Source organism: Actinoallomurus soli (genome assembly GCF_024055715.1).
In the GTDB taxonomy this organism is placed as follows: domain Bacteria; phylum Actinomycetota; class Actinomycetes; order Streptosporangiales; family Streptosporangiaceae; genus Actinoallomurus; species Actinoallomurus soli.
In genome coordinates, this window is the sequence record NZ_JAMXMV010000007.1 from 338,731 (window position 1) to 361,384 (window position 22,654).

General features: G+C 72.7%; 21 protein-coding genes. 4 read left to right on the forward strand and 17 right to left on the reverse strand.

What is annotated here, in order from left to right; genetic code table 11:
* The first annotated feature begins 45 nt into the window (after positions 1 to 45).
* Positions 46 to 411: a DUF2203 domain-containing protein gene (locus NDW01_RS20275; protein ID WP_252822804.1), complete on the forward strand. Its 366-nt coding sequence runs from the start codon at positions 46 to 48 to the stop codon at positions 409 to 411.
* Between the two features lie 37 nt (positions 412 to 448).
* On the opposite strand, the gene NDW01_RS20280 is transcribed toward NDW01_RS20275, so the two are convergent.
* Complete coding sequence (locus NDW01_RS20280) at positions 449 to 760, reverse strand: ArsR/SmtB family transcription factor (RefSeq protein ID WP_252822806.1); 312 nt, start codon at positions 758 to 760, stop codon at positions 449 to 451.
* A 79-nt stretch (positions 761 to 839) separates the two neighbouring features.
* Between NDW01_RS20280 and NDW01_RS20285 the strand changes: the two genes are divergently transcribed.
* On the forward strand, positions 840 to 1,121 hold the full coding sequence (locus NDW01_RS20285; RefSeq protein ID WP_252822808.1) for a muconolactone Delta-isomerase: 282 nt from the start codon (positions 840 to 842) through the stop codon (positions 1,119 to 1,121).
* A 57-nt stretch (positions 1,122 to 1,178) separates the two neighbouring features.
* On the opposite strand, the gene NDW01_RS20290 is transcribed toward NDW01_RS20285, so the two are convergent.
* The 6 genes from NDW01_RS20290 to NDW01_RS20315 form a co-directional block, all read right to left on the reverse strand.
* Positions 1,179 to 1,784 (reverse strand): short chain dehydrogenase, encoded by a 606-nt coding sequence (locus tag NDW01_RS20290; RefSeq protein ID WP_252822810.1) that lies wholly within the window; start codon positions 1,782 to 1,784, stop codon positions 1,179 to 1,181.
* Complete coding sequence (locus NDW01_RS43885) at positions 1,781 to 2,671, reverse strand: helix-turn-helix domain-containing protein (RefSeq protein WP_252822812.1); 891 nt, start codon at positions 2,669 to 2,671, stop codon at positions 1,781 to 1,783. The genes NDW01_RS20290 and NDW01_RS43885 overlap by 4 nt, the downstream gene beginning before the upstream one ends.
* Positions 2,672 to 2,837: 166 nt before the next feature.
* A complete protein-coding gene (locus NDW01_RS20300) occupies positions 2,838 to 3,671 on the reverse strand; it encodes a sulfurtransferase (RefSeq protein WP_252822814.1) in 834 nt (277 codons plus the stop codon).
* 50 nt (positions 3,672 to 3,721) lie between these two features.
* Complete coding sequence (locus NDW01_RS20305) at positions 3,722 to 4,834, reverse strand: alkaline phosphatase family protein (RefSeq protein WP_252822816.1); 1,113 nt, start codon at positions 4,832 to 4,834, stop codon at positions 3,722 to 3,724.
* A complete protein-coding gene (locus NDW01_RS20310) occupies positions 4,831 to 5,421 on the reverse strand; it encodes a DUF5998 family protein (RefSeq protein ID WP_252822818.1) in 591 nt (196 codons plus the stop codon). The genes NDW01_RS20305 and NDW01_RS20310 overlap by 4 nt, the downstream gene beginning before the upstream one ends.
* Positions 5,422 to 5,931: 510 nt before the next feature.
* Positions 5,932 to 8,652 (reverse strand): bifunctional acetate--CoA ligase family protein/GNAT family N-acetyltransferase, encoded by a 2,721-nt coding sequence (locus NDW01_RS20315; protein WP_406567744.1) that lies wholly within the window; start codon positions 8,650 to 8,652, stop codon positions 5,932 to 5,934.
* Positions 8,653 to 8,853: 201 nt separating this feature from the next.
* Between NDW01_RS20315 and NDW01_RS20320 the strand changes: the two genes are divergently transcribed.
* On the forward strand, positions 8,854 to 9,750 hold the full coding sequence (locus tag NDW01_RS20320) for a carbohydrate kinase family protein (RefSeq protein ID WP_252778582.1): 897 nt from the start codon (positions 8,854 to 8,856) through the stop codon (positions 9,748 to 9,750).
* Positions 9,751 to 9,928: 178 nt separating this feature from the next.
* On the opposite strand, the gene NDW01_RS20325 is transcribed toward NDW01_RS20320, so the two are convergent.
* The 5 genes from NDW01_RS20325 to NDW01_RS20345 form a co-directional block, all read right to left on the reverse strand.
* Entirely contained in the window at positions 9,929 to 12,046 is a 2,118-nt protein-coding gene (locus NDW01_RS20325) for a RecQ family ATP-dependent DNA helicase (protein ID WP_252822822.1), read from the reverse strand.
* Between the two features lie 150 nt (positions 12,047 to 12,196).
* Positions 12,197 to 12,526 (reverse strand): ArsR/SmtB family transcription factor, encoded by a 330-nt coding sequence (locus NDW01_RS20330; protein WP_252778584.1) that lies wholly within the window; start codon positions 12,524 to 12,526, stop codon positions 12,197 to 12,199.
* A gap of 76 nt (positions 12,527 to 12,602) precedes the next feature.
* The gene (locus NDW01_RS20335) at positions 12,603 to 13,733 is read right to left on the reverse strand and encodes an alpha-hydroxy-acid oxidizing protein (RefSeq protein WP_252822824.1); all 1,131 of its coding nucleotides are present in this window, start codon (positions 13,731 to 13,733) and stop codon (positions 12,603 to 12,605) included.
* A 25-nt stretch (positions 13,734 to 13,758) separates the two neighbouring features.
* Positions 13,759 to 15,294, reverse strand: coding sequence for a chloride channel protein (locus tag NDW01_RS20340; RefSeq protein ID WP_252822826.1), 1,536 nt, complete (start codon positions 15,292 to 15,294; stop codon positions 13,759 to 13,761).
* Positions 15,294 to 15,575: a hypothetical protein gene (locus NDW01_RS20345; RefSeq protein WP_252822828.1), complete on the reverse strand. Its 282-nt coding sequence runs from the start codon at positions 15,573 to 15,575 to the stop codon at positions 15,294 to 15,296. Before NDW01_RS20345 ends, NDW01_RS20340 begins: the two co-directional genes overlap by 1 nt.
* A 152-nt stretch (positions 15,576 to 15,727) precedes the next feature.
* On the opposite strand from NDW01_RS20345, the gene NDW01_RS20350 reads away from it, so the two are divergent.
* A complete protein-coding gene (locus NDW01_RS20350) occupies positions 15,728 to 18,271 on the forward strand; it encodes a DNA gyrase/topoisomerase IV subunit A (protein ID WP_252822830.1) in 2,544 nt (847 codons plus the stop codon).
* 240 nt (positions 18,272 to 18,511) lie between these two features.
* On the opposite strand, the gene NDW01_RS20355 is transcribed toward NDW01_RS20350, so the two are convergent.
* The 5 genes from NDW01_RS20355 to NDW01_RS20375 form a co-directional block, all read right to left on the reverse strand.
* Positions 18,512 to 19,084 (reverse strand): GNAT family N-acetyltransferase, encoded by a 573-nt coding sequence (locus NDW01_RS20355; protein ID WP_252822832.1) that lies wholly within the window; start codon positions 19,082 to 19,084, stop codon positions 18,512 to 18,514.
* Between the two features lie 75 nt (positions 19,085 to 19,159).
* Positions 19,160 to 19,516, reverse strand: coding sequence for a hypothetical protein (locus NDW01_RS20360; protein WP_252778589.1), 357 nt, complete (start codon positions 19,514 to 19,516; stop codon positions 19,160 to 19,162).
* Positions 19,517 to 19,778: 262 nt separating this feature from the next.
* Positions 19,779 to 20,435 carry a response regulator gene (locus NDW01_RS20365; RefSeq protein WP_252822833.1) on the reverse strand — a complete coding sequence of 219 codons (657 nt, stop codon included), beginning with the start codon at positions 20,433 to 20,435 and terminating at the stop codon, positions 19,779 to 19,781.
* Positions 20,436 to 20,538: 103 nt separating this feature from the next.
* Positions 20,539 to 21,702: a sensor histidine kinase gene (locus NDW01_RS20370; protein WP_252822834.1), complete on the reverse strand. Its 1,164-nt coding sequence runs from the start codon at positions 21,700 to 21,702 to the stop codon at positions 20,539 to 20,541.
* The gene (locus NDW01_RS20375) at positions 21,699 to 22,175 is read right to left on the reverse strand and encodes a hypothetical protein (RefSeq protein WP_252822835.1); all 477 of its coding nucleotides are present in this window, start codon (positions 22,173 to 22,175) and stop codon (positions 21,699 to 21,701) included. The genes NDW01_RS20370 and NDW01_RS20375 overlap by 4 nt, the downstream gene beginning before the upstream one ends.
* Positions 22,176 to 22,654 lie beyond the last annotated feature (479 nt).

The following is a 22,654-nucleotide window of genomic DNA, read 5'->3' on the forward strand; positions in this document are numbered from 1 at the left end:
GGTGGATCCGGGCGACGGGCGCTTTTCGCCGGTAGCGTACGACCCGTGACCGACCGCGTCTTCACGCTCGGGGAGGCTCGAGCGCTGCTTCCCGAGGTGCGCCTGCACATCGATGCGATCATCGCCGCCCGCGCCGACCTCGCCGAGCTCGCCTTCGACCTACGGGCGGGCCGGTCGTCGCCGCTGGGCGGCACGCCGGAGCTGAAGGCCTACGAGGCGCGCATCGACGAGGCGATCGGGTGGTTCACGATCCAGGGCATCGAGGTGAAGGGCGTCACACCGGTCCTCGTGGACTTCCCCGCCTACCTGCGCGGGGAGTCGATCCGGCTGTGCCTGCTGGAGACCGAGTCCGCGCTCACCTGGTACCACCGCGCCGACCTCGGCTTCGCCGGGCGCCGTCGCCTGCCTTAGCGGGGACAGGCCTCGCCATCGCCCCGTCGACACGGCTTCACGGCTGTGCCGTGCAGGCCTCCAGCACGCTGTTCAGCACTGACGGGAAGCGCGCCAGAGTCTCTTCACGCAGGGACACGAAGCAGCGGGTTCCGTCCATGCGGTGATACGTCAGTCCCGCCTCCCGGAGCGTCTTCATGTGATGGCTGAGGGTCGAGGGGCCGACGTCGACGTCGAAGTCGCCACGCGGATGCTCTCGGCGATCCGCCAGCACCGCCACGATCCGCAGCCGGACCGGGTCGCCCAGGGCGGAGAGGACCTCGGCGAGCGACACCGTTCGCGGATCGGGGTGGGACAACCGGCGCGCCATGCGCTCAGTGTACATATATCGATATTCGACGAATATCGATATATGCTCCGGGCAGAGCCACCATCCAAGGAGGAACATCATGGATTTCCTCGTCCGTGTCGACGGGTCCCGTGTCTACGAGCTTCCCGCCGATGAGAGCGCGGCACTGATCGAACGGGAGAGGGTCCGGGGGCGTGAGCTCATGGCCGCAGGGGTGATTCGCCAGTTCTGGCGCATCCCGGGCCGTCGCGGCAACATCGGCATCTGGTCGGCCGCCGACGCGGACGAGCTGGAGGCGGCGCTGACCAGCCTGCCGGTCTGGCCGTACGCGGACATCGAGGTCACCCCGCTGGCCCGTCACCCGATGACCGCGATGTCGTGAAACGCGATGCCCGGCCCCGGCGGGCGGCGTGGCGGTGGGTGACCGCGAGCAGCGGGGTCACCCATACGCGCGGATGATGCGTCCGGTGTCCTCGCCTTCGATGCAGTGCAGGTAGTGGCCGACGAGTTCGTCCATCGGCACCGGACGCATACCGGGGAAATGCTCGGCGAAGGCGTCGACGGAGTCGCCGATCATCGTGGGACTGACCACGTTGATCCGCATCCCCCGCGGTAGCTCGATCGCGGCCGACAAGCCGAAGCCGTGCAGGGCGCCGCTGATGACGCCGCCGCCGGTGACGTGCGGCCATGCTCGGTCGGCGAAGATGCCGGAGGTCAGGGTGAAGGAGGCGCCGTCGGCGCAGTGGTGCTGGCCGGTGAGGACCAGATCGGCCTGCCCGAAGAACTTGGCTCGCATGTTCTCACGCAGCGCCTCTGAGGTCAGCGTCGCGAACTCGTCGAGCGCGCCGTGCGCTGCGACGCTCACGACGCCGTCGACCGCACCGACCTCGCGGTACATGGCCTCGATGGTCGAGTGCGAGGTCAGGTCGACGTGGACGTCGCCCGAGGCGCGTCCGGCCACGACGACGTCGTGACCACGCGATCGCAGCGCGGGCACCAAACGTCGTCCGATGGTGCCGGCACCGCCGACGACCACGACCCTCATCGTGCTCTCTCCTTCCGGAACAGGGTTCCTGGCGCGAGGCGTCGTTCGAGGCTCTGTGCCAGCAAGGTGAGCGCGTCGGCGTCGGGTGTGCCGGGACGCGCATGGAACAGACCGATCCGCTGGTCATCGTCGGGCAGGGTGACCGTCTCGTTCGCCAGAGTCACGCGCCCGACGACGGGATGGTCGAGTTCCCGTAGGTAGTACGAACACGTTCGGACGGGGCGCCGCGCCCACATTCGCGCGAACTCCGGGCTGTCGACGACGAGTTGGCCAACGAGTCGTTCGAGCTCCGGGTCGGCCGGGTGCCGCACCACCGCCTGATGCAGGGCCGCGGCTGTGACCTGCGCTTTGGCGTGCCAGTCGCAGTACAACGCGCGGTGGTGCGGGTCGAGGAACAGCATTCGGGCGACGTTCGGCCGGAGCCGCAGGTCGGGGGCGTCGAAGTCGACATGGCCGGCCAGCAGAGCGTGTCCGAGGCGGTTCCACGCGAGGACGTCGGCGCGGTGATCGATCACGATCGCCGGTGTTCCCGGAATGGCGGCGAGCAGTTCACGTACTGAGGGCCGCAGCTTGCTCCTACGGGCACGAGGGCAAGCCGGCCGTCGCGGAGCGGCGAGGATCCGCAGGTGTTCGTGCTCGGCCGGATCGAGCCGCAGCGCTGCGGCCAGCGCGTCGATGACAGCGCCGGAAGCGCTACCACTGACTCCCTGCTCCAGTCGCGTGTAGTAGCCGACGCTGACCCCGGCGAGCTCGGCCAGTTCCTCTCTGCGCAGCCCCGGCACTCGCCGGCGGGTGGCGCCGGGCGTGATACCCGCGGCATCGGGCGTCAGGCGTTCGCGCCGGCTGCGCAGGAAGCCGCCGAGATCGTTCGCTTCTTTGGTGACCACCCGCCCATCGTCGCGCCGATCGCCGACCTTCCGCCTGCCCCGAACACGGATACGTTCGCGGGCCCGCCGTGTGTTACGTGCTTCTCAACGAGCGGATGTCGGATAAGCCCCTTCAGGGCCGGTGGTGGACCGGGGTCCCGCGAAAGCGGAACCCCGGCCGTGACGGCTATGACCCGGCCTGGTCGCCGGCCTCGACGGGGCGGGTGCCGTCGGCGACCCAGTTGGACCAGGAACCGACGTACAGGGCGGCGGGCACGCCGGCGACGGTCAACGCGAGGATCTCGTGGGCGGCCGTCACGCCGGAGCCGCAGTACGCCCCGACCTCGGCGGCGTCGGTGGCGCCCAGCTCGGCGAACCGCTCGCGGAGCAGGTCGGCGGGCAGGAACCGGCCGTCGACCCCGACATTCCCGGTGGTCGGTGCGCTCACCGCACCCGGGATGTGCCCGGCGACCGGGTCGACGGGCTCCACCTCACCGCGGTAGCGCTCCGGCGCCCGGGCGTCGAGCAGAACACCGCCCTTGGCCAGGGCGGCGGCGCCGTCCGCGTCGAGCGCCGGCAGGCCGCCCGGCCGGGCCGTGAAGTCCCCCGGCCGGACCTTCGGCATCTCGTTGGTGACGGGCCGGCCGGCCTCGACCCAGGCGTGGTAGCCGCCGTCGAGCACGCGGACGCGCCGGTGCCCGAAGTAACGGAGGGTCCACCATGCGCGGGCCGCGGAGGTGGAGTCCGCGTCGTCGTACACCACGACGAGGGCGTCATCGCGGACACCCGCCCGCCGCATCGCGTCCTGGAATGCCTGCCGCTCGGGGAGAGGGTGGCGACCGGCCGGGCCGGGCGGCCCCGCGAGGTCGCGATCGAGGTCGACGAAGACCGCTCCCGGCAGGTGGCCCCGCCGGTACGCCTCGATGCCGGGTGGGCCGCCGAGTCGCCAGCGGACGTCGAGCAGGACGACGTCACCACGGAGTTCCCGGACGAGTGACTGGACGTCGATGAGTGGTTGCACGCCGCCAGTCTGACCGGTAATCCCGCCGTCGGCGAGAGGCCGCTCGGCGTTCATCCGGGATCTTTCCGGGACAGCAGCGGGACGAGTTGCTCGGCGCCGACCAGCGACCCGTGCATGCCGACGAGGGTCGACTCGAGCGGCTCCGCCTCGGTCGCCACCAGGGCCACATCGGCGTACGGAACGGCCAGGACGTCGCCGATCCGGGGGGCCAGAGACGCCTCGACCGGCCCGAACAGGCCCTCGGCGATCGCCTCCTCCCGGGACAGCACCCACGCCCGGCCCGCGAGGCGCTCGCGCCAGGCGGCGAGCACGTCAGCGGCGGCCCCGGGCTCGGCGTACACGTGCCGGGCCCGCGCCTCGCCGCCCAGCAGGGCCACGCCCTCCCTCAGCCCGGCCTCGGCGTCGATGTCGATCCGGTCGGTGGGATCGGTCATGCCGTGGTCCGCGGTGACGTAGAAGGCGGCGTCCGGCGGCATCACCTCGGCCAGCCGCCGCGCCAGCAGGTCGACGAAGCCCAGCTGGTAGCGCCAGGCCGCCGACCGGGACCCGTGCACGTGCCCGGTGGCGTCGAGGTCACCGTGGTACACGGTGACGAAGGCGCGCTCGCCCGCGCGGATCGCCTGCTCCGCGCGGGCGACGAGCTGTCCGAGCGCGTCCGCCGTGAGATAGCGGGCGCCCCGGTAGACCGCGCGGGTCAGCCCGCTGTGCTCGAACGCCCGGGCCGAGACGTGACCCGCCGACACGCCCGCCGCGACGGCCCGGTCGTAGATCGTCGGCGCGGCCTGCCAGGTCAGCGGGTCGATCGCGTCGCTCCAGCGAAGGCAGTTGTGCAGCCGTCCCTCCCCCGGGACCGCGACCTGGTAGCCGAACATGCCGTGCCCGCCCGGCGGCCGGCCCGTGCCGAATGAGGCGACGCTGGTCGCGGTCGTCGACGGGAAACCCGCGGTCAGCGGCCGGCCCGGCAGCGAGGAGAGGTACGGCGCGGCGTCCGGGTGCGCCCGCAGCAGCTCCCAGCCGAGGCCGTCGACCAGGAGCACGCAGGCGCGTGGCAGGTCGGGCAGGCCCAGGACGTTCGTCTCGCCCGGCACGCCCAGCGCGGCGAGCACGGACGGCCCCAGGTCGGCCAGGGACTCCCGGCCGTACGCCGGAACGGGCAGGATCATCGGCCCTGCGCGGACGTGACCTCCGACAGCGCCTGCGCGAACGCGAGGACCTGCTCGACCGCGTCGGCGCCGTCCGCGGCCTCGCTCACCCGCAATGACAGATCGTCGGCGGTGAGCGTGCCGGTGTAGCCGTGATCGGCCTCGCAGGACTCGTCGCCGCAGGAGGCCGGCTCCAGATCGATGTGGGCGATGACGCCCCAGCCGATGGTGAGCATCACCTCGGTCGGCGGCACACCGGGGACGTACGAAGCCGGCTCGGGAACGACGCGCGTCACCGCCACCGACTGGACCCGCCCCAGGCGCACCGCCTCCGTCGTCGTGGAGGCGTGCGGGTGCGGCACCGACTCGGTCGGCGGGTGCTCGTCGGTGTGGCACACCAGCAGCCGCGTCGGCGACAGCACCAGGACGGTCACGTGCCGCCGGACCTCCATCGCCGGGTCGAACGTCGCCTCGTGGTGAACGACATAGGAGATGACGGTCTCGTTGCCCAGAAGCGACTCGACCGCATCCGCGACGAGCGCCGGGTAGTAGCCGCTCCGCTCGATCGCGGTGCGCAGCCCCTCAGCCATCGCTCGGGTTTCCCTCATGGCTCCCATCCTGCACTGCCCGGGCGTCACACGCACACCCACGGGTAGAGATGTGGATGACCGAGCGAATCGAGGGAAGCGTGGAGTACACCGCTCTGGTCGTTCCCCCGTAAGAGGAGGAGCCATGACTCGACCACCCGTCCCCCCGCCTCAGCCGGAACCGCCCACACCGCAGCCGCCGATACCCGCCCCCGAACCGCCGGTGCCGCCGCCGCAGCCGCTGCCGGGCCGGCCCACCCCCCGCCCGATCCCCGAACCCGATCCCAGCCCGATCCCGCCGATGCCGGACCCGGCCCCACCACCGACCGACGTCCTCTGAGTACGAGGGGCGTCCGCCTGGCGGCGGACCGTACGTCCGCCCCCCGCGTCATCCCGGCCGCGACCGCCTGACCGTGCCACCGGGACCGGACGGGCGTAGCCGCTGTTCGAACAGGTACGGAGACCGGCACCGGAGCCCTCATCGGCATGCGGGGTTCGCCCGCCCGGCGTCGGCTGCGGCGCGGTGGCGGATCAGGACGGTCTGAGCCGGCGGACGCTGTCCGTGCGCGGGCCCGGGGGTCGGGCCACCCAGAGGCGCGCCGACCGTACGACGGCGCCGGAGGTCCGGGCGACCACCTCGATCTCCAGCCGCGCGACCTCGGGGAGGTCGTCGGACAGCCGGGAGGCCCGGAGCAGGAGGTGCTCCAGAGCGGCCACGTCGACGGGGTCGGCGCCCCGATGCCCCAGGAGCAGCGGCGCGGCACGGATCGCGCGGACCAGCCCCGCGGCCTCGACGTCCGTGAGCGGCGCGAGCCGGTACGCGCGGTCCTCGAGCAGTTCGGCGGTGGGGTCCGCCAGGCCGAACGACACGATCGCCCCGAACGACGGGTCCTCCGCCGTCCTGATCCGTGTCACGATCCCCGCGCCGTCCGCCGGCTCCCCGCCGTCGGCGGGCTCGATGCCGTAGCAGGCGAGGAGTTCGGCCGTCCGCTCCGGGTCGGCCTCCCGGCGGTCCACCGGTGCGGCACCCGCGGGGAGCGTTGTCGCCGGGGCGGCGCCCGGGGCGGCGAGCATCTCCTCGACCAGTGCACGGGCGCGCTCCCGATCGACGCCGGGCAGTTCGGGCACCCGGCCCGGCGGCCGCCGGCGCCGCTCGGCGTACCGGACGGCATAGGCCAGGGCGCGGACGGCGTCCTCCGGCGCGGGATAGGACGGCACGCTGCCGTGCAGCAGGCCCCGCTCGCCGAGATAGGTCGCGATGACGGGCTTGGCGGCGCCCTTCGCCTGCCGGACGATCGCGGCGGCCACCTCCGGGTCCAGGCCGCCTCGTACGGGCGGGGCGAACACCGTGACCACCGCGTCGGCCGTCTCGTCGGCGAGGATCTCGGCCAGCGCCGCCTCGAACTCCGCGGGACCCGCGGCCGGGCCGAGATCCACGGGGGGCAGCGGGTCGAGATCGGCGGCGGTCGCCGCGTCCTGGGCGAGCAGCCCGATGGAGTCGGAGTTGCCGACGATCGCGACGCGGCGGCCGGTCGGCAGGGGCTGGTAGGCCAGGATCTGCGCGACGTCGAAAAGGTCGCCGAGCGTGTCGACCCGTACGACGCCGGCCTGTGCGAACAGGGCGCTGACGGCGTGATCGGGCAGGCTCAGCGCCCGCGCCGCGTGGCCGAGCGGCACGCCCTGGGTCGTACGCCCGCTCTTGACCGCGACGATCGGCTTGGCCCTGCTGATGCGCCGCGCCAGGCGGGTGAACTTGCGCGGGTTCCCGATCGACTCCAGGTAGAGGAGGATCACTTCGGTGGCGGGATCCTCCTCCCAGTACTGCATGAGGTCGTTGCCGGACACGTCGGCGCGGTTGCCCGCCGACACGAACGTCGACAGGCCCAGTCCGCGTTCGGCGGCCCAGCGCAGGATCGTGATGCCCAGCGCGCCCGACTGCGAGAAGAACCCCACCGGCCCGCGGCCGGGCAGGGTCGGAGCCAGCGTGGCGTTGAGCCGCACGCCCGGGTCGCTGTTGGCGATGCCCAGGCAGTTCGGGCCGACGACGCGCATGCCGTTCGCCCGCGCGAGGCGTACGAGGTCGTCCTGGCGGGCGCGGCCCTCGGGCCCGGCCTCGCCGAACCCCGAGGAGACGACGACCAGTCCGTGCACGCCCTTGGCCGCGCACTGCGCCACGACCTCGTTGACGTGCTCGCCGGGCACCGCGACGACGGCCAGGTCGACCGGGTCGGGGATCGCGGCCACCGCCGGGTAGGCGCGGACGCCCGCCACCGCGGGCGCCGTCGGGTTCACCGGGAAGACCGGCCCGGTGAAGTCGCCGCCGAGCAGGTTGCGCAGCACCGTCTGGCCGACGCTGCGCGCCTCGCGGCTGGCGCCGATCACCGCCACCGAGCCCGGGAACAGGAGCCGCTGGATCGACCGGGACTCCGCGCGGTGCTCGCGGGCCGCCATGACCTCACGGGACGTCTCGGTCGGCTCCAGGTCGAGGGTCAGCCGGATCACGCCGTCCTCGAAACGCTGCTGGGCCTCGTACCCGGCCGCGCGGAAGACGGTGGTCATCCGGCGGTTCTCCGGCAGGACGTCGGCGATGAACCTCCGGATGCCGCGTTCGCGGGCCGCCGCCGCGATGTGCTCCAGCAGCACGGTGCCCAGGCCACGGCCCTGCTGGGCGTCCTCGACGAGGAAGGCGACCTCCGCGGTGTCCGCGGATTCGGCTCCGGCCGTGTATCCCGCGACGGCTTTGCGCCAGATGTCCTCACCGGACGCGGACGCGCCACCAGGGGCCGAGGCTCCCCCGGATGCAGACGGTGCGCCGGTGGCGGACGCTTCACCGGACGCGGAAGCACCACTGGACGCAGCTGCCTCACCAAGCGCCGACGCTTCGCCAGGTGCGGACGGCCCGCCCGTGCCGAACGCTCCACCCGATGCGGATGCTTCACCGGACGCGGACGGCCCGCCGGCCCCCGCCGGAGCGCCGCCGGGTGCGCCGGCACCGGTCGCAGCCCCGGCCGCGCCGCCGGGCGCGGTCGGCCGGCGGCCGAGGCGGTCGTAGCGCACCACCGCGACCATCGCGTCGCCGATGGTGGCGATCAGCGCGACCCGGTCGACGTAGTCGACGGTGGTGAAGTGCTCGATCTCACGATCGGTGAGCTGCGGCCTCGGTGAGAAGAAACGGTAGTAGATCGATTCGGGAGAGAGCCGGGCGTAGAACTCGCGCAACAGCTCGGCGTCACCCGCCCTGATCGGGCGCAGGTGCGCCGTCCCTCCGTCGGCGAGGACGACGTCGGCCTCCCAGTGATCGGGGTACGGCACATGTCGAGAGTAGGGGAGATCCCGATTTCGCGCCGGTTCGGGACCCACCCGGGTACCGGGAGCTGTTAGGTTTTTCTCCGGGTCACGCAGGCAGGCCGCCGTACGGGGGGTGGCAGCCGCAGGGAACAGGGTGGTGACGTCATGACGCGCGTGGTCGTGGTCGGCGATCTTATGACCGATGCCGTCGCGCGAGCCGCGTTCCCGCTGGCCAAGGGCGGAGACACGCCGGCCAACGTGACGATGCACGGCGGCGGCTCGGGAGCCAACATCGCGGCCTGGCTGGCCGTCGAGGGCGTCGAGTCCGCGTTCATCGGGCGGCGCGGGGCCGACATCGCGGGACGCAACCGCGACATGGAGCTGATGGGCTACGGCGTCGACGCCCGGCTCGTCATGGATCCGGAGCGCCCCACCGGCACGTGTGTGGTCATGGTCACCCACAAGGGCGACCGGACCATGCTGTCCGACCCCGGCGCGAACGCCGCGCTGCTGCCCGAGGACATCCCGCAGGACCTGTTCGGTCCCGGCGCGCACCTGCACCTGTCCGGGTACTCCCTGCTCAACGAGGGCTCCCGGAAGGCCGCGCTGCACGCGATGCAACTGGCGCAGAAGGCCCAGATGTCCATCACCGTGGACGGCGGCGCCAACTCCCACCTCAAGCGGGCCGGCGCCGAGCCGTTCCTGGAGTGGACCCAGGGCGCCGGGCTGCTGTTCGTCAACGCCTCCCAGGCCGAGGTGCTCACCGGCCGCGACAACCCGGAGCAGGCGGCGAAGGTCCTGACGGCCTGGTACGCCCAGGTCGTCGTCAAGATGGAGGCCGAGGGCGCGCTGTGGTTCAGCAACGGACGCGGCGCCGAGCCGGTCCGGGTGCCCGCCGAGCCGGTCGACGAGATCGCCGACGGCACCGGTGCCGGTGACGCCTTCATCGCCGGGTTCCTGCCGGGCTGGCTGGACGGCAAGCCGCCCGCGGAGAACCTCGCGAACGGCTGCCGCCTCGCCGCCCGCGCGATCAGCCACCTCGGCGCCCGCCCCATCCTTTGAGCCTCAGGCGGTAGGCCCCTGAGGCTCAGGCGGTAGGCCGCCTCTTCGGCAACGCCCGCACGCTCCTGGCCATGGCCGGCGTCACGGCGGCGAGCGTCGGTCGCCTTGGCGCCGGGACCTTCGGTCGCTGTCACGACCAGAAGTCTCGGCACCGACCCAGAAGACCGGCGCTGCCGGCTCAGGTGACGGTGGCCAGGGTGAGCGGGAGGACCGCCGGGACGCCGGTCTCGCGGAGGAGCCGCGCCACGACCGTCACGGTCCAGCCCGTGTCGACCTGATCGTCGACCAGCAGTACGGGACCGGTCAGGGAGCGCACGGCGTCGGGGACGGCGAAGGCGTTCCAGAGCGCGCGGACGCGCTGGGCGCTGTTGTGGCGGCGCGGGCCGGGTCCACCGTCGACGTACGCGATCTCGCCCAGATAGGGCAGCCGGCCGATCCCGGCGATGCGCCGGGCCAGGTCCATGATCATCTGGGGCCGGGTGTTCGAGGCCATGGCCAGCACGCCCGCGGGCCGGTCCGCCCAGTCCCAGGCCGACAGGACCTTCACCACAGCGCCGAAGACCTCGTCGGGCACCGGGCCGTCGGGCGCGCCCTCGGCCAGCAGGTCGCGCAGGCGGTTGCCCCAGCCGATGTCCGTCAGCCGCCCGAGCGCCCGGCCGGGCTCGGCCTGCAGCTCGGCGGGGATGCGCCCGGAGATGCCCTCGGCCTTCATGCCCGTCGGCCACATCCGGCGCGGCGTCAGCTCCACGCCGGGGCGGCTCAGCCGCTCCCGTGCGCGTACGGCCTCCTCCTCGGGGACCTCGGCGGGCAGGTGACGTCCGGTGCAGTTGTCGCAGCGCCCGCACGGCGCGGCCTGCGGATCGTCCAGCTGTCGCCGGAGGAACTCCATGCGGCAGGACTCCGTGGTCAGGTAGTCGAGCATGGCCCGCTGCTCACGCGAACGCTCGGCCGCGACCCGCTCGTAGCGCTCACGGTCGTACGCCCAGGGGATCCCGGTCGCGGTCCAGCCGCCCTTGACGCGGCGTACGGCACCGTCGACGTCGAGCACCTTGAGCATCATCTCCAGGCGGCTGCGCCCCAGGTCGACGCGGGTCTCCAGGGCCGCGGTGGACAGCGTGCCGCCCGCCTCCTCCAGCACGCTCAGCGCCTGGCGTACAACGGGCTCGGGAGGGAAGGCCAGACCGGCGAAGTACGCCCAGATGTCGCGGTCCTCCCTGCCGGGGAGCAGGATCACCTCGGCCCGCTCGACGCCGCGCCCGGCGCGGCCGATCTGCTGGTAGTACGCGACCGGTGACTGCGGGGCGCCCAGGTGCACGATGAACCCGAGGTCGGGCTTGTCGAAGCCCATGCCGAGCGCGCTGGTCGCGACCAGGGCCTTGACCTTGTTGTCGAGCAGGTCCTGCTCGGCCTGCAGGCGCTCGGCCTGCTCGGTCTGCCCGGTGTAGGCGGCGACGGCGTAGCCACGGTCGCGGAGGAACCCGGCGACCTCGTGCGCCGCCGCGACGGTGAGCGTGTAGATGATCCCGGAGCCGGGCAGCGCGTCGAGCCGCCCGGCGAGCCAGGCCAGCCGTTGCTCGGCCCCCGGCAGGCCGACCACCGACAGGCGCAGGCTCTCGCGCTCCAGCGGGCCACGCAGGACGAGGGCCTCCTTGTCCGAACCACCGGTGAGCTGGTCGGCGACGTCCCGCGTGACCCGGGCGTTCGCGGTCGCGGTGGTGGCCAGGACCGGCACGCCGGGCGGCAGGTCGGCCAGCAGGGTGCGCAGCCGCCGGTAGTCGGGCCGGAAGTCATGGCCCCAGTCGGAGATGCAGTGCGCCTCGTCGACGACCACCAGGCCGGCCCCCTCCGCCAGGTCGGGCAGGACCTGGTCGCGAAAGTCGGGGTTGTTCAGCCGCTCCGGGCTGACGAGGAGCACGTCGACGGCACCGGAGCGGACGTCGGCGTAGACCCGCTCCCAGTCCTCCAGGTTGGCCGAGTTGATCGTGGCGGCGTGAATGCCGGCGCGCTCGGCGGCGGCGATCTGGTTGCGCATCAGGGCGAGGAGCGGACTGACGATCACGGTCGGCCCCCCGCCGCGCCGCCGCAGCAGGGCGGTCGCCACGAAGTAGACCGCCGACTTGCCCCACCCGGTGCGCTGCACGACCAGCGCGCGCCGTCGCTCGACGATCAGGGCGCGGATCGCGGCCCACTGATCCTCGCGCAGCCGGGCGTGGTCACCGGCGAGTGAGCGCAGGCACGCCTCGGCGTCCTGGCGCAGGGTCTCTTCGGCCGGGTCGGGACGTGCGTCGTCAGCCATGGGGTCCTGCATACCAGGTCCGAACGACGGCCCGGGCCGGATCGGCCGTGCGAAGTCGCGGCGATCAGGTGAGCTCCGTTCGAATCAGCGGCGTGAACCTCAGGCGGTCAGGTGAGCCCCGGCCGGACCCGCGGCGCGGACCTCGCGCGATCAGCCCACCTCGGTGAGCTCGGGCTGGAGGACGGCGTCGAGCAGGCCGGGGAACCGGCGGTCGAGGTCGTGGCGGCGCAGCGTGAGCATGCGGCGGGCGCCCTCGGTCCGCGAGCGGGTGATGCCGGCCTCGCGGAGGATGCGCAGGTGGTGGGACATGGTGGACTTGCTGACCTCCAGCCCCGCGTCGTGCTGGATCCGACCGCACGCCGACTCCCCGACGCGGGCGAGCGTCCGTACGGTCGCCAGCCGCGCCGGATCGGCCAGGGCGGCGAGCACCTTCGGCAAGGTCAGCTCCTCGACGGGAGGATGGAAGGCCTGATCGCTCACCCGCCGAGCATAATTCACGACGCAGTGAGTTCGAGGGCCGTCGTCATCATCGAGCGGCCCGCCCGCCGCCCGTGCGTCACCGGAGCTCGTGCAGGTCGTCCGATGACAGGTCGGCGACGCGGTCATGGCCGGACAGCCGCAGCGTGAGCTCGAGCTCGGCCAGCAGGCAGCGCAGGACGTGCCGGACGCCGTCCTCGCCGCCGAGCGCCAGGCCGTACACGTACGGGCGGCCCAGCAGGACGGCCTTGGCGCCCAGGGCCAGGGCCTTGAACACGTCCGCGCCCGTCCGTACGCCGCTGTCGAACAGCACCTCGATCTGGTCGCCGACCGCGTGGGCGATGATCGGCAGCGTGTCGAGGGCGGCGACGGCGCCGTCCACCTGGCGCCCGCCGTGGTTGGACACGACGATGCCGTCCATGCCCGCGTCCACCGCGCGGCGGGCGTCGTCGGTCGCCTGGATGCCCTTCAGCGCGATCGGCCCGTCCCAGTGCTCCCGGAGGAACACCAGGTCGTCCCAGGTCAGGCCGGGGTTTCCGAAGACGCCGGCCCAGTGGAGGACCGGGTCGTCCCCGGCCTTGGCGGTGAAGACCGGGTCGGCGAGGTAGTTCTGGATCCCGATGCGGCGCAGGAACGGCAGGTAGGCGTTGTCGAGGTCGCTCGGCCGCCAGGCCAGCGTGAACGTGTCGAGCGTGACAACGAGGGCGGTGTAACCCGCCGCCCGCGCCCGCTGCAGGAAGCTGACCGCCAGCTCGCGGTCGCCGGGCCAGTACAGCTGGTACCAGCGGGGGCCCGCGACCTCGGCGACCTCCTCCAGGGTGTGCGACGCAGCCGTGCTCAGGACCATCGGCACCCCGAGGGCCCGTGCTGCCCGCGCCGCCGCCAACTCTCCCTCCGGGTGGACGATGTTCAGCACGCCGACCGGGCCGAGCAGCACCGGGGCGGGCAGGTCCGTGCCGAGCACGCGCGTGGCCAGGTCGCCCCCCGTCACGCCGCGGAGCATGCGCGGGACGATCCGCCAGTGCCGGAACGCCTCCCGGTTGGCGACCGCGGTGTCGCCCGTGCCCGCCGACCCGGCCACGTAGTCGTACGCCTCGCGCGGCAGCCCCTCCCGGGCCAGCACCTCGAGGCGGGTCAGGTCGGTCGGCAGCGGAGGCCTGACGTCGTTCAGGCCGTTCAGGTAGATCTCGAACTGGAAGTCGGCGTACATGCGGCGCTCCTCCTCGCGACGGACGTCACGTTATCGGGCTCCGTACGGGGGCGCGCGAGGCGTCGCCCCACCACCGGAGGACGCGCAGGTGGCGTTCCCGGTGGCTCTCCTCGGTGAGGTCGTGCAGCCTGGCCTGGAGCATGTCGCGGAGGGCGACGACGCCGAGCACCCGCCCGTCGTCCGGTTCGATGACGGGCGCGCTGGTGATGGAGTGCTCGGCGAACAGGTACGACACCGAGCGCAGGGTGTCGTTCGCGTACACGATCACCGGGTCGGCGACCATGACGTCCGCCACCGTACGCGGGCCGGGTGCCTGGGCGGCGGCTCGCAGCGCCTCGTGGGTGACCACCCCGGTCAGGCGGTCCTCCCCGGTCACCACCGGATACAGGCGCCGCCGGTCCATCCTGGCGGCCGCCTCGGCGACGGGCTCGTCCGCGCGGAACGTCACCGGGTCGGTACGGATGACGTCACGGGCGAAGAAGCCCTCGAGCGGGTCGATGGAGTACTCGCGGGTCAGGTGCAGACCACGCCGGGCGATCTTCTCGGTGAGGACGGACCGGTCGAGGAGGAGCGTCGACAGGGCGTACGCCGCGGTGGCGGCGATGAGCAGGGACAGGCCGGCCGCCCAGGCGTGGGTGAGCTCGAGGGGGAAGATCAGGCCGGTCAGCGGCGAGCGCATCACGCCGCCGACCACGGCGGCCAGGCCCATCAGCGCCCAGAACCCGGGGAACACGTGCGGGAACAGGTGTCCCTCCAGGGCTCCGAGGGCGCCGCCGATCATGAAGACGGGGGCGAGCACGCCGCCGGACGTGCCCGAGCCGAGCGACAACGACCAGATCAGCGTCTTGACCACCAGGATGCCGAGGACGAGGGTCATGGTCGCCCGCCCGGTCAGCAGCCGGCCGATGACGTCGTAGCCGACGCCGAGCGCCCGCGGCTCGATCAGGCCGCCCAGCCCGATGATCGCCCCGCCGATGGCCGGCCACCACATCCAGTGCACCGGGAGCCGGTTGAAGGCGTCCTCGGCCCGGTAGACCATCCAGGTCGCGGCGATCGCCAGCAGCCCGCCCGTGGCGCCGGACGCGAGGCACAGGGCCTGCACGCCCGGGGTCAGGTGGAGACCCGCGGTGGAGACGGGGAAGAGCGGCGCGGTACCGAGCAGGAAGCCCCGCGCGACGGTCGCGACCGACACGGCGCCGACCACGGGCACGAAGCTCCGGGGGCGCCACTCGAAGAGCAGCAGCTCCACGGCCAGGACGACGGCCGCGAGCGGCGAGTTGAAGGTCGCGGCCATGCCGCTGGCCGCCCCCGCGACGAGCAGCGTCTTGCGCTCGTCCGCCGTCAGGTGCAGCGCCTGGGCCAGGATCGAGCCGATCGCCCCGCCCGTCATGATGATCGGGCCCTCCGCGCCGAAGGGCCCGCCGGTGCCGATGCTGACCGCGGCCGACACCGGCTTGAGCACGGCGACGCGCGGGGTCACGCGGCTGCCGCCGGTCAGGATCGCCTCGATCGCCTCCGGCATGCCGTGTCCGCGGATCTTCTCCGAGCCGTACCTCGCCATCAGGCCCACGACGAGACCGCCGGCGATCGGGGCGGACAGGAGCAGCCACCAGGGGTGCGGGTGCAGGCCGGGGGCCAGCAGCCGGGTGCCCGGGTGCCCGGGTGCCCGTAGAAGACCAGGTCGGTGATGAGCGCGACGAGCCGGAGCAGGCCGAGCGCGGCAAGGGCGGCGACCCCGCCCACCGGCAGCGCCCACAGGGTGACGACCAGCATTCTCGGTCCGACGGTGAAGTCACCGAGGGACGGCGGCCGGCGTACCGCTCCGGTCGGCCGTGCGCTCACGTAATCCTCCCCTTTGATGCTGTTCGTTCCTCTGACGCGGACGAATTATTGCACAGGGCAAGGATTTCTCCCGGCAAGGATCCCGGTCGCGGACATGCCGAAAGAGGCGGACAGCGACCAAAGATGTCGTCGGGACGGGCAACAATGTCCTCATGGCACGACGCGGTACGCAGACCCCTCCCCCGCCGGACTTCGAGGAGAACATCGTCGACGTCGACGTCTCCGAGGAGATGCGGGGCAGCTATCTCGAGTACGCCTACTCGGTCATCTACCAGCGGGCGCTTCCGGACGCGCGCGACGGGCTCAAGCCCGTCCAGCGCCGCATCCTCTACTCGATGAACGAGATGGGCCTGCGCCCCGACCGCGGGCACGTCAAGTGCGCCCGCGTCGTCGGCGAGGTCATGGGCAAGCTCCACCCGCACGGCGACAGCGCGATCTACGACGCGCTCGTCCGGCTCGCCCAGCCGTGGGCGATGCGGATGCGCCTCGTCGACGGGCACGGCAACTTCGGCTCCCTCGGCGGCGACGACTCCCCCGCCGCGATGCGGTACACCGAGGCCCGCATGGCCCGCGAGGCCATGCTCATGGTGGACGGCATCGACGAGGAGACGGTCGAGTTCCGGCCCAACTACGACGGCCAGGAGACCGAGCCGGAGGTCCTTCCCGCGGCCTTCCCGAACCTCCTGGTCAACGGCGCCTCCGGCATCGCGGTCGGCATGGCGACCAACATGGCGCCGCACAACCTCACCGAGGTGATCGCCGCCGCCCGCCACCTCATCGACGCCCCCGACGCGTCGCTCGACGAGCTCATGCGCTTCGTTCCCGGCCCCGACCTGCCCACCGGCGGCAAGATCGTCGGCCTGGAGGGCATCCGCGACGCGTACGAGACCGGCCGCGGCACGTTCCGCACCCGCGCCACGGCGCACATCGAGCAGGTCACGCCCCGCCGCAAGGGCATCATCGTCACCGAGCTGCCGTACGCCGTCGGCCCCGAGCGCGTCGTCGCCAAGATCAAGGATCTCGTCAACGCCAAGAAGCTGGCCGGCATCGCGGACCTGAAGGACCTCACCGACCGGCAGCAGGGCCTGCGCCTCGTGATCGAGATCAAGAACGGCTTCCACCCCGAGGCGGTGCTGGAGGAGCTCTACCGCCTCACCCCGATGGAGGAGACGTTCGGCATCAACAACGTCGCGCTGGTCGACGGCCAGCCGCGCACGCTGGGTCTGAAGGACCTGCTCCAGGTGTACGTCGACCACCGCCTCGAGGTCGTACGCCGCCGCAGCATGTTCCGCCGCACCAAGCGCGAGGACCGGCTGCACCTGGTCGACGGCCTCATGATCGCGCTGCTCGACATCGACCACGTCATCCAGGTGATCCGCGAGAGCGACGACTCCGCCGCCGCCAAGGCGCGCCTGATGGAGGTCTTCGAGCTGTCGGAGATCCAGGCGCAGTACATCCTCGACACGCCGCTGCGCCGCCTCACCAAGTACGACCGGCTGGAGCTGGAGAAGGAGAAGAAGCAGCTCACCAAGGAGATCGCCCAGCTCACCGCGATCCTCGAGTCGGAGCGGAAGCTGCGCAAGGTCGTCTCCGACGAGCTCGCCGAGATCGCCAAGACGTACGGCACGCCGCGCCGCACCGTTCTGCTGGAGTCCTCCGGCGAGGCCAAGACCGCCGCGGTGCCGCTGGAGGTCGCCGACGACCCGTGCTTCGTGCTGCTGTCCTCCACCGGCCTGCTCGCCCGGACGATGTCCGCCGAGCCGCTGCCCGCCGACGCCTCGCGGGCGGCCCACGACGTGATCGTCTCCGCCGTCCCCGCGACCGCGCGCGGCCAGATCGGCGCGGTGACCGACGCCGGCCGCCTGATCCGGGTGGACGTCATCGACATCCCGGCCGTGCCGCCCACGGCCGTTGCCCCGACGCTCGCCGGGGGCGCGCCGATCAGCGAGTTCGTCGCCCTGAACCAGGACGAGACGATCGTCGGCCTGGCCTCCCTCGTCGACACCGGCGGCGGCCTGACCCTCGGCACCGAGCAGGGCATCGTCAAGCGCGTCGCGCCCGACTACCCGAAGAACGCCGACGAGTTCGAGGTGATCGGTCTCAAGGAGGGCGACCGGGTCGTCCGCGCCGTCCACCTGGAGTCCGAGGACAGCGACCTGGTCTTCGTCTCCGACGACGCGCAGCTGCTGCGGTTCCCCGCCTCGTCCGTACGCCCGCAGGGCCGCGCCGCCGGCGGCATGGCCGGCATCCGCCTCGGCACCGGCGCCAAGGTGATCTGGTTCGGCGCCCTCGACGGCACCCGCGAGTCGGTCGTCGTCACGGTCGCGGGCAGCTCCACCGCACTGCCCGGCACCCAGACCGGCGCCATCAAGGTCTCCGACTACGCCGACTTCCCGGCGAAGGGCCGTGCCACCGGCGGCGTCCGGGCGCACCGGTTCCTCAAGGGCGAGGACACGCTGCTGTTCGCCTGGGCCGGACCGGTCCCGGCGAAGGCCGCGGGGACGACCGGCAAGGCGATCGACCTGCCCACCGAGCTCGGCCGCCGCGACGGCTCCGGCATCAAGCTGCCCGCGTCGATCGCCGCGATCGGCGGCCCGGTCACCCTCGGCGGCCCGGACGCGACCGCCCAGACCGGGGAGCTGTCCCCGGCCGGAGACGCGTCCCCGAGCGAGGCGGAGCAACCGCCCGCGGAGTGAGGTCTCGCCGTTCCCCGACGGGGGCGGCCCGCCGCGGGCCGCCTCCCCCGGGGCGGCCGCGCCCGCCTCGACGGCCTGCTCGGCCCAGCGCCGCGAGTCCGCGGAGCGCCGCGACGGCACTCTCGTGAGGCACCCGCCCCGTGGGGCTTCCGATCCGTCAGGGCGCCCGGTTCGTCAGCGCAACCGATCCACCGAGAGGTCCGGTTCGTCAGGGCCCCCGGTTCGTCAAGAACCGAGCCGTCAGGGCGTCCGGACATCCCGCCCGGCGCGGACGCGTACCGGACGGGCTCCATGCCTCGGCGGCGGAGCGAGCGGGCGCACCATGCAGACCCGGGGCCAGCGGTCGAGACCGAGCGCGGCCTCCCGTCGGCGAATCGCCCGGAGCGCGGGCGTCAGCTCGGCCTCGGCCAGTCGCCGGAATCCGCAGCGCACGTAGTACGGCGCGTTCCACGGAACGTCCTCGAAGGTCGTCAGGGTGAGCGCGGGCTCCCCGGCGCCCTCGGCCCAGGCGGCCACGTGGTCCAGGAGTGATCGGCCGATGCCCTGCCGCGCGCTCCCGGGATGCACCGACACCTGCTCGACATGCACCCCGGCGTCGATCCGCGCCGCGATGAGGTACGCCACCGGACGATCGCCCGGGTCCGCGGCCACCCACGCCATCCCGGCCTCCTGATACCGGGCGAGCTCGTCGAGCGGAAGAGGCTGGTCCCCCGCGATCTCTGGCATGCCGACGTCACGGAACGACCGACCCGCGGCCACCTCGACGTCCTGAAGGGTCGTGAGCTCGCCGACACGGGCGGCACGGATGCGCATCCGGCCATCATGACCCCCGCGCCGGGAACGGGCATCCGAATATCCGTACGGCACGAACGCCCGGCGGCGCGCCTGTCAGCGGCGGAGCGAGCGGCCGCCGTCCCGCTGCGCGGGGATCTTGGGAGGCTGCACGGTCTCGGCGATGGCCGTCAGCAGGTCGGCCGGTCCGCCCATCACCTCCTCGTAGTGCCAGAAGCGCACGATGCGCTCGGCCACCTCGTTGAGCCGGAACTCGTCGCCCGAGAAACACCCGGCCGCGGCGAGCCGGGTGATGACGGCCGCGTCGTCCGGAAGGTCCGCGGCGTACGCCGCGGCGTCGAGGAGGGCGACCGCGCTGCGCGCGTTCCGCCCGTCATCGCGTGCGTCGGCTCGGTTGAGTCGCCACCAGGCGTGACGACGCAGGCATTCAGCGATCATGCGGGAGTTCCGCATGCGGCCTCCTTGGAAAGCATTCAGTCCGACCAATCGCGCACAGTAGTCGACAAAGGACCCACTGTCACCGTCAATGTCGGCTGACGCCCGGAAACACACCGACCCCTTGCTTTCCGATGAGCCCCTGTTGCCGCTGAGCCCCTCCCGACCCGGCCTTTCACTCCCAGCCGGCCGATCAGCCCGCGTTCCGATCACACGGACCCGCTCGACCACTCGGACCCGCTCGACCGCTTGGACCGGCCGGATCACTCGGGCCGCCCGATCACTCCGGCGAGGCGAGGCCGTTCCGGTAGGCGTACGTCACGGCCTGCGCCCGGTCGCGCAGCCCCGCCTTGGAGAACAGGTTGTTGATGTGCGTCTTCACGGTGGCCTCACTGATGAACAGGTCCCGGGCGATCTCCGCGTTCGACCTGCCCTCGGCGATCAGTGTCAGGACCTCCGCCTCACGCTGGGTCAGGCCGTCCGGCAGGTCGCCCTTGCGGCGCCGCTGCGGTTGCCCGCCCGCGGCGAGTGCGTCGACGAGCCGCCGCTGCACGGACGGGTCCAGCTGCGCCGCGCCGTCCCGCACGGCCTCGATGGCCCGCGCGATCTCCTCCGCGCCGGCGTCCTTCGTCAGATAGCCGCGCGCACCCGCCTGCAGCGCGGCGAACACCGACTCGTCGTCGCTGTACGTCGTCAGCACGACGATCTGCACCGCCGGGTGGGCCGCCTTGATCCGGCGGGTGGCCTCCACCCCGTCGACGCGCGGCATCCGCAGGTCCATGAGCACGACCTCGGGTTCGTGCACGTCGACGAGGCGAACCGCCTCCTCCCCGTCGGCCGCCGACCCGACCACGTCGATGCCCGGCAACAGCCCCAGCAGCAGCACCAGGCCGTCACGGACGACGGTCTGGTCATCGACCACCAGCACGCGCGTCACGGCCGCACTCCCAGCGGCGACCCGAAAATCGGCACCCGGCCGGCCACCGGCGTCACCGCCGCACTCCCGGTCGCATCGGCGACCGGCACCCGCCTGGTCACCGTCACAACGGCACCCTGAGCAGCACTCTGAACCCCTTCTCCTGCGGCCCCGCCTCCAGCGTGCCGCCGATCAACTCCGCGCGCTCGCGCATCCCGACGAGACCGTAGCCGCCTCCGGTGGCCGCGAGCGGGCCGGGCCCCGTACCGCCGGTGTCCCGGACCTCCAGCTCGCACCAGCGGTCGAGATAACGCAGGTCGACGGCGACATCCGCCCCCGGGGCGTGCTTACGGGCGTTGGTCAGCGCCTCCTGGGCCGTACGAATGATCGCCAGGCCCGCCTTCGGTTCCAGCTCGCGCGGCTCCCCCGCGATCGTCACCTCGCAACGGACCTCGGCGATCGCCCGATGCTCGTCGGCGAGTTCCCGCAGCACCTCGCCGGTCGGCGGGATGTCGCCGCGCAGGGTGGCCAGCGCCCGGCGGGTCTCCTCCAGGCCGCTGCGCGCCAGACCGCGGGCACGCTCCACCCGGTCGAGGGCCTCCTCGCTCCTGCCGTTCACGATCAGCAACCGGGCCCCTTCGAGGTGGACGAGCTGCGCCGACAGGGAGTGCGCCAGGATGTCGTGGATCTCCCGGGCGATGTGGGCCCGCTCGGCGAGCACGAGGTTCTGCTGCTCGGTTCGCCGGGCCGCCTCCTGTGCCCTGGCCGCGCGCAGCGACGCGAACAGGCCGACCAGGCCGACGATCGTCCAGATGTCGCTGAGCGGCCGGTGCTGCAGTTCGATGCCGAAGCCGATGCCGAACGCCGCCACGACGACCGTCGGCGCCGACCGGCGGGCAGGGTATTGCGCCGAGACGAATCCGCACGCCGTGAAGAGCAACGCGCTGGCCGGCCTGTGCGGAGCGAGCAGATACAGCACGACGCCCGCGATCGCGCTCGCCGTGTAGAACAGGTGACCGTACGACCGGCCGCGCCGATACGCGACGACGCCCGCGACGAGCGAGAGAATCCCGGCGAACACCCCGATCGTGAGAACGAGGTCCGCGGGCCGCGATCCCAGACCGGGCCGGCTGGGCCCGTGCAGCATCGCGTAACAGAACCAGACGGTTCCCGCCAGGACCGCGACGACCCGGAGCCGCGAACGCTCCAAGCTCTCCCTACCGCCGATCCCCGCGAACACCTGACCTGCCGAGGCGCGCAGGCCGGGCACGAATCGCCCTCCGATCACGGAACAACGCTAACCCGCGCCGGGATGGCGCGCGCCCGCCACATCAGGACGGCGTTCTGGGTGAGCATCCAGGCGGCGACCGACAGGAGGACGGCTCCGCTGCCGGTCCTCACTCCGGCCGCGTAGCCGACCGCCGCCATGCCGCCGCGTACGGCGACGGACAGGAGGAAGACACCGAACGTCGCCCAGGTCCCGCGGCTCCACAGTGCCCCGTCGGGCGCACGCCAGACGCGCATGGTCGCGCCGAGCCCGAGGCCGAGGAGCAGCGCGGCCAGGATCTCTCCTGCCAGCAGGCCGGCGCTGAGCGCCTCGTGGTGGGCGTCGAGGGGGCTTCCCCGGGTCAGGCCGATCACGGCGGCGATCAGCGGCAGTACGAGGAACCTCGACTCGTCGACGCGCCGCGCCGTGAACCGGCGGGCGATCACGAAGACGACGATGGCGACGACGATCAGCCCGTTGAGTAGCTCGTGCATGGCCTCGACGCTACGGATCCGGCGGTCAGGACGGATCGGAGCCGGGTTGGATCCCGGCTCCCTCCACCCGCGGGTGGAGACCCGCCGTCCGGCCCGGCGAAGCTCTCTGGGCATGCGATGGGACACCAGAAGCTGGGCCGTCAAGCGGTCCCGGTCCCGTCCGGCGGGCCAGGTCGATGTCGCGACGTGATTCCTCGCGGATACTGCGTTCTATCAGCAGCACCCGCCAGTGATCACGATGACGAACTTCCGTGCCCGGCCACGCGATGGCTTTGCCCCCGCTGCGGTCACGTTGCCGCCGAGATTGCCGGGTCGACGACCGATGTGTCGGCTTCGGGGCGTCGACAGCGGCGTCAACGTGGCAGATCGATAGCGTCGATTGACTCGGCCTCACGCTCGAAAGCGGGCACGAGGCTCGGCGACCCTGTCCGCGAAACGGCACTCAGCGACGCGAAACGACAGCCCCGACCACCTTCACC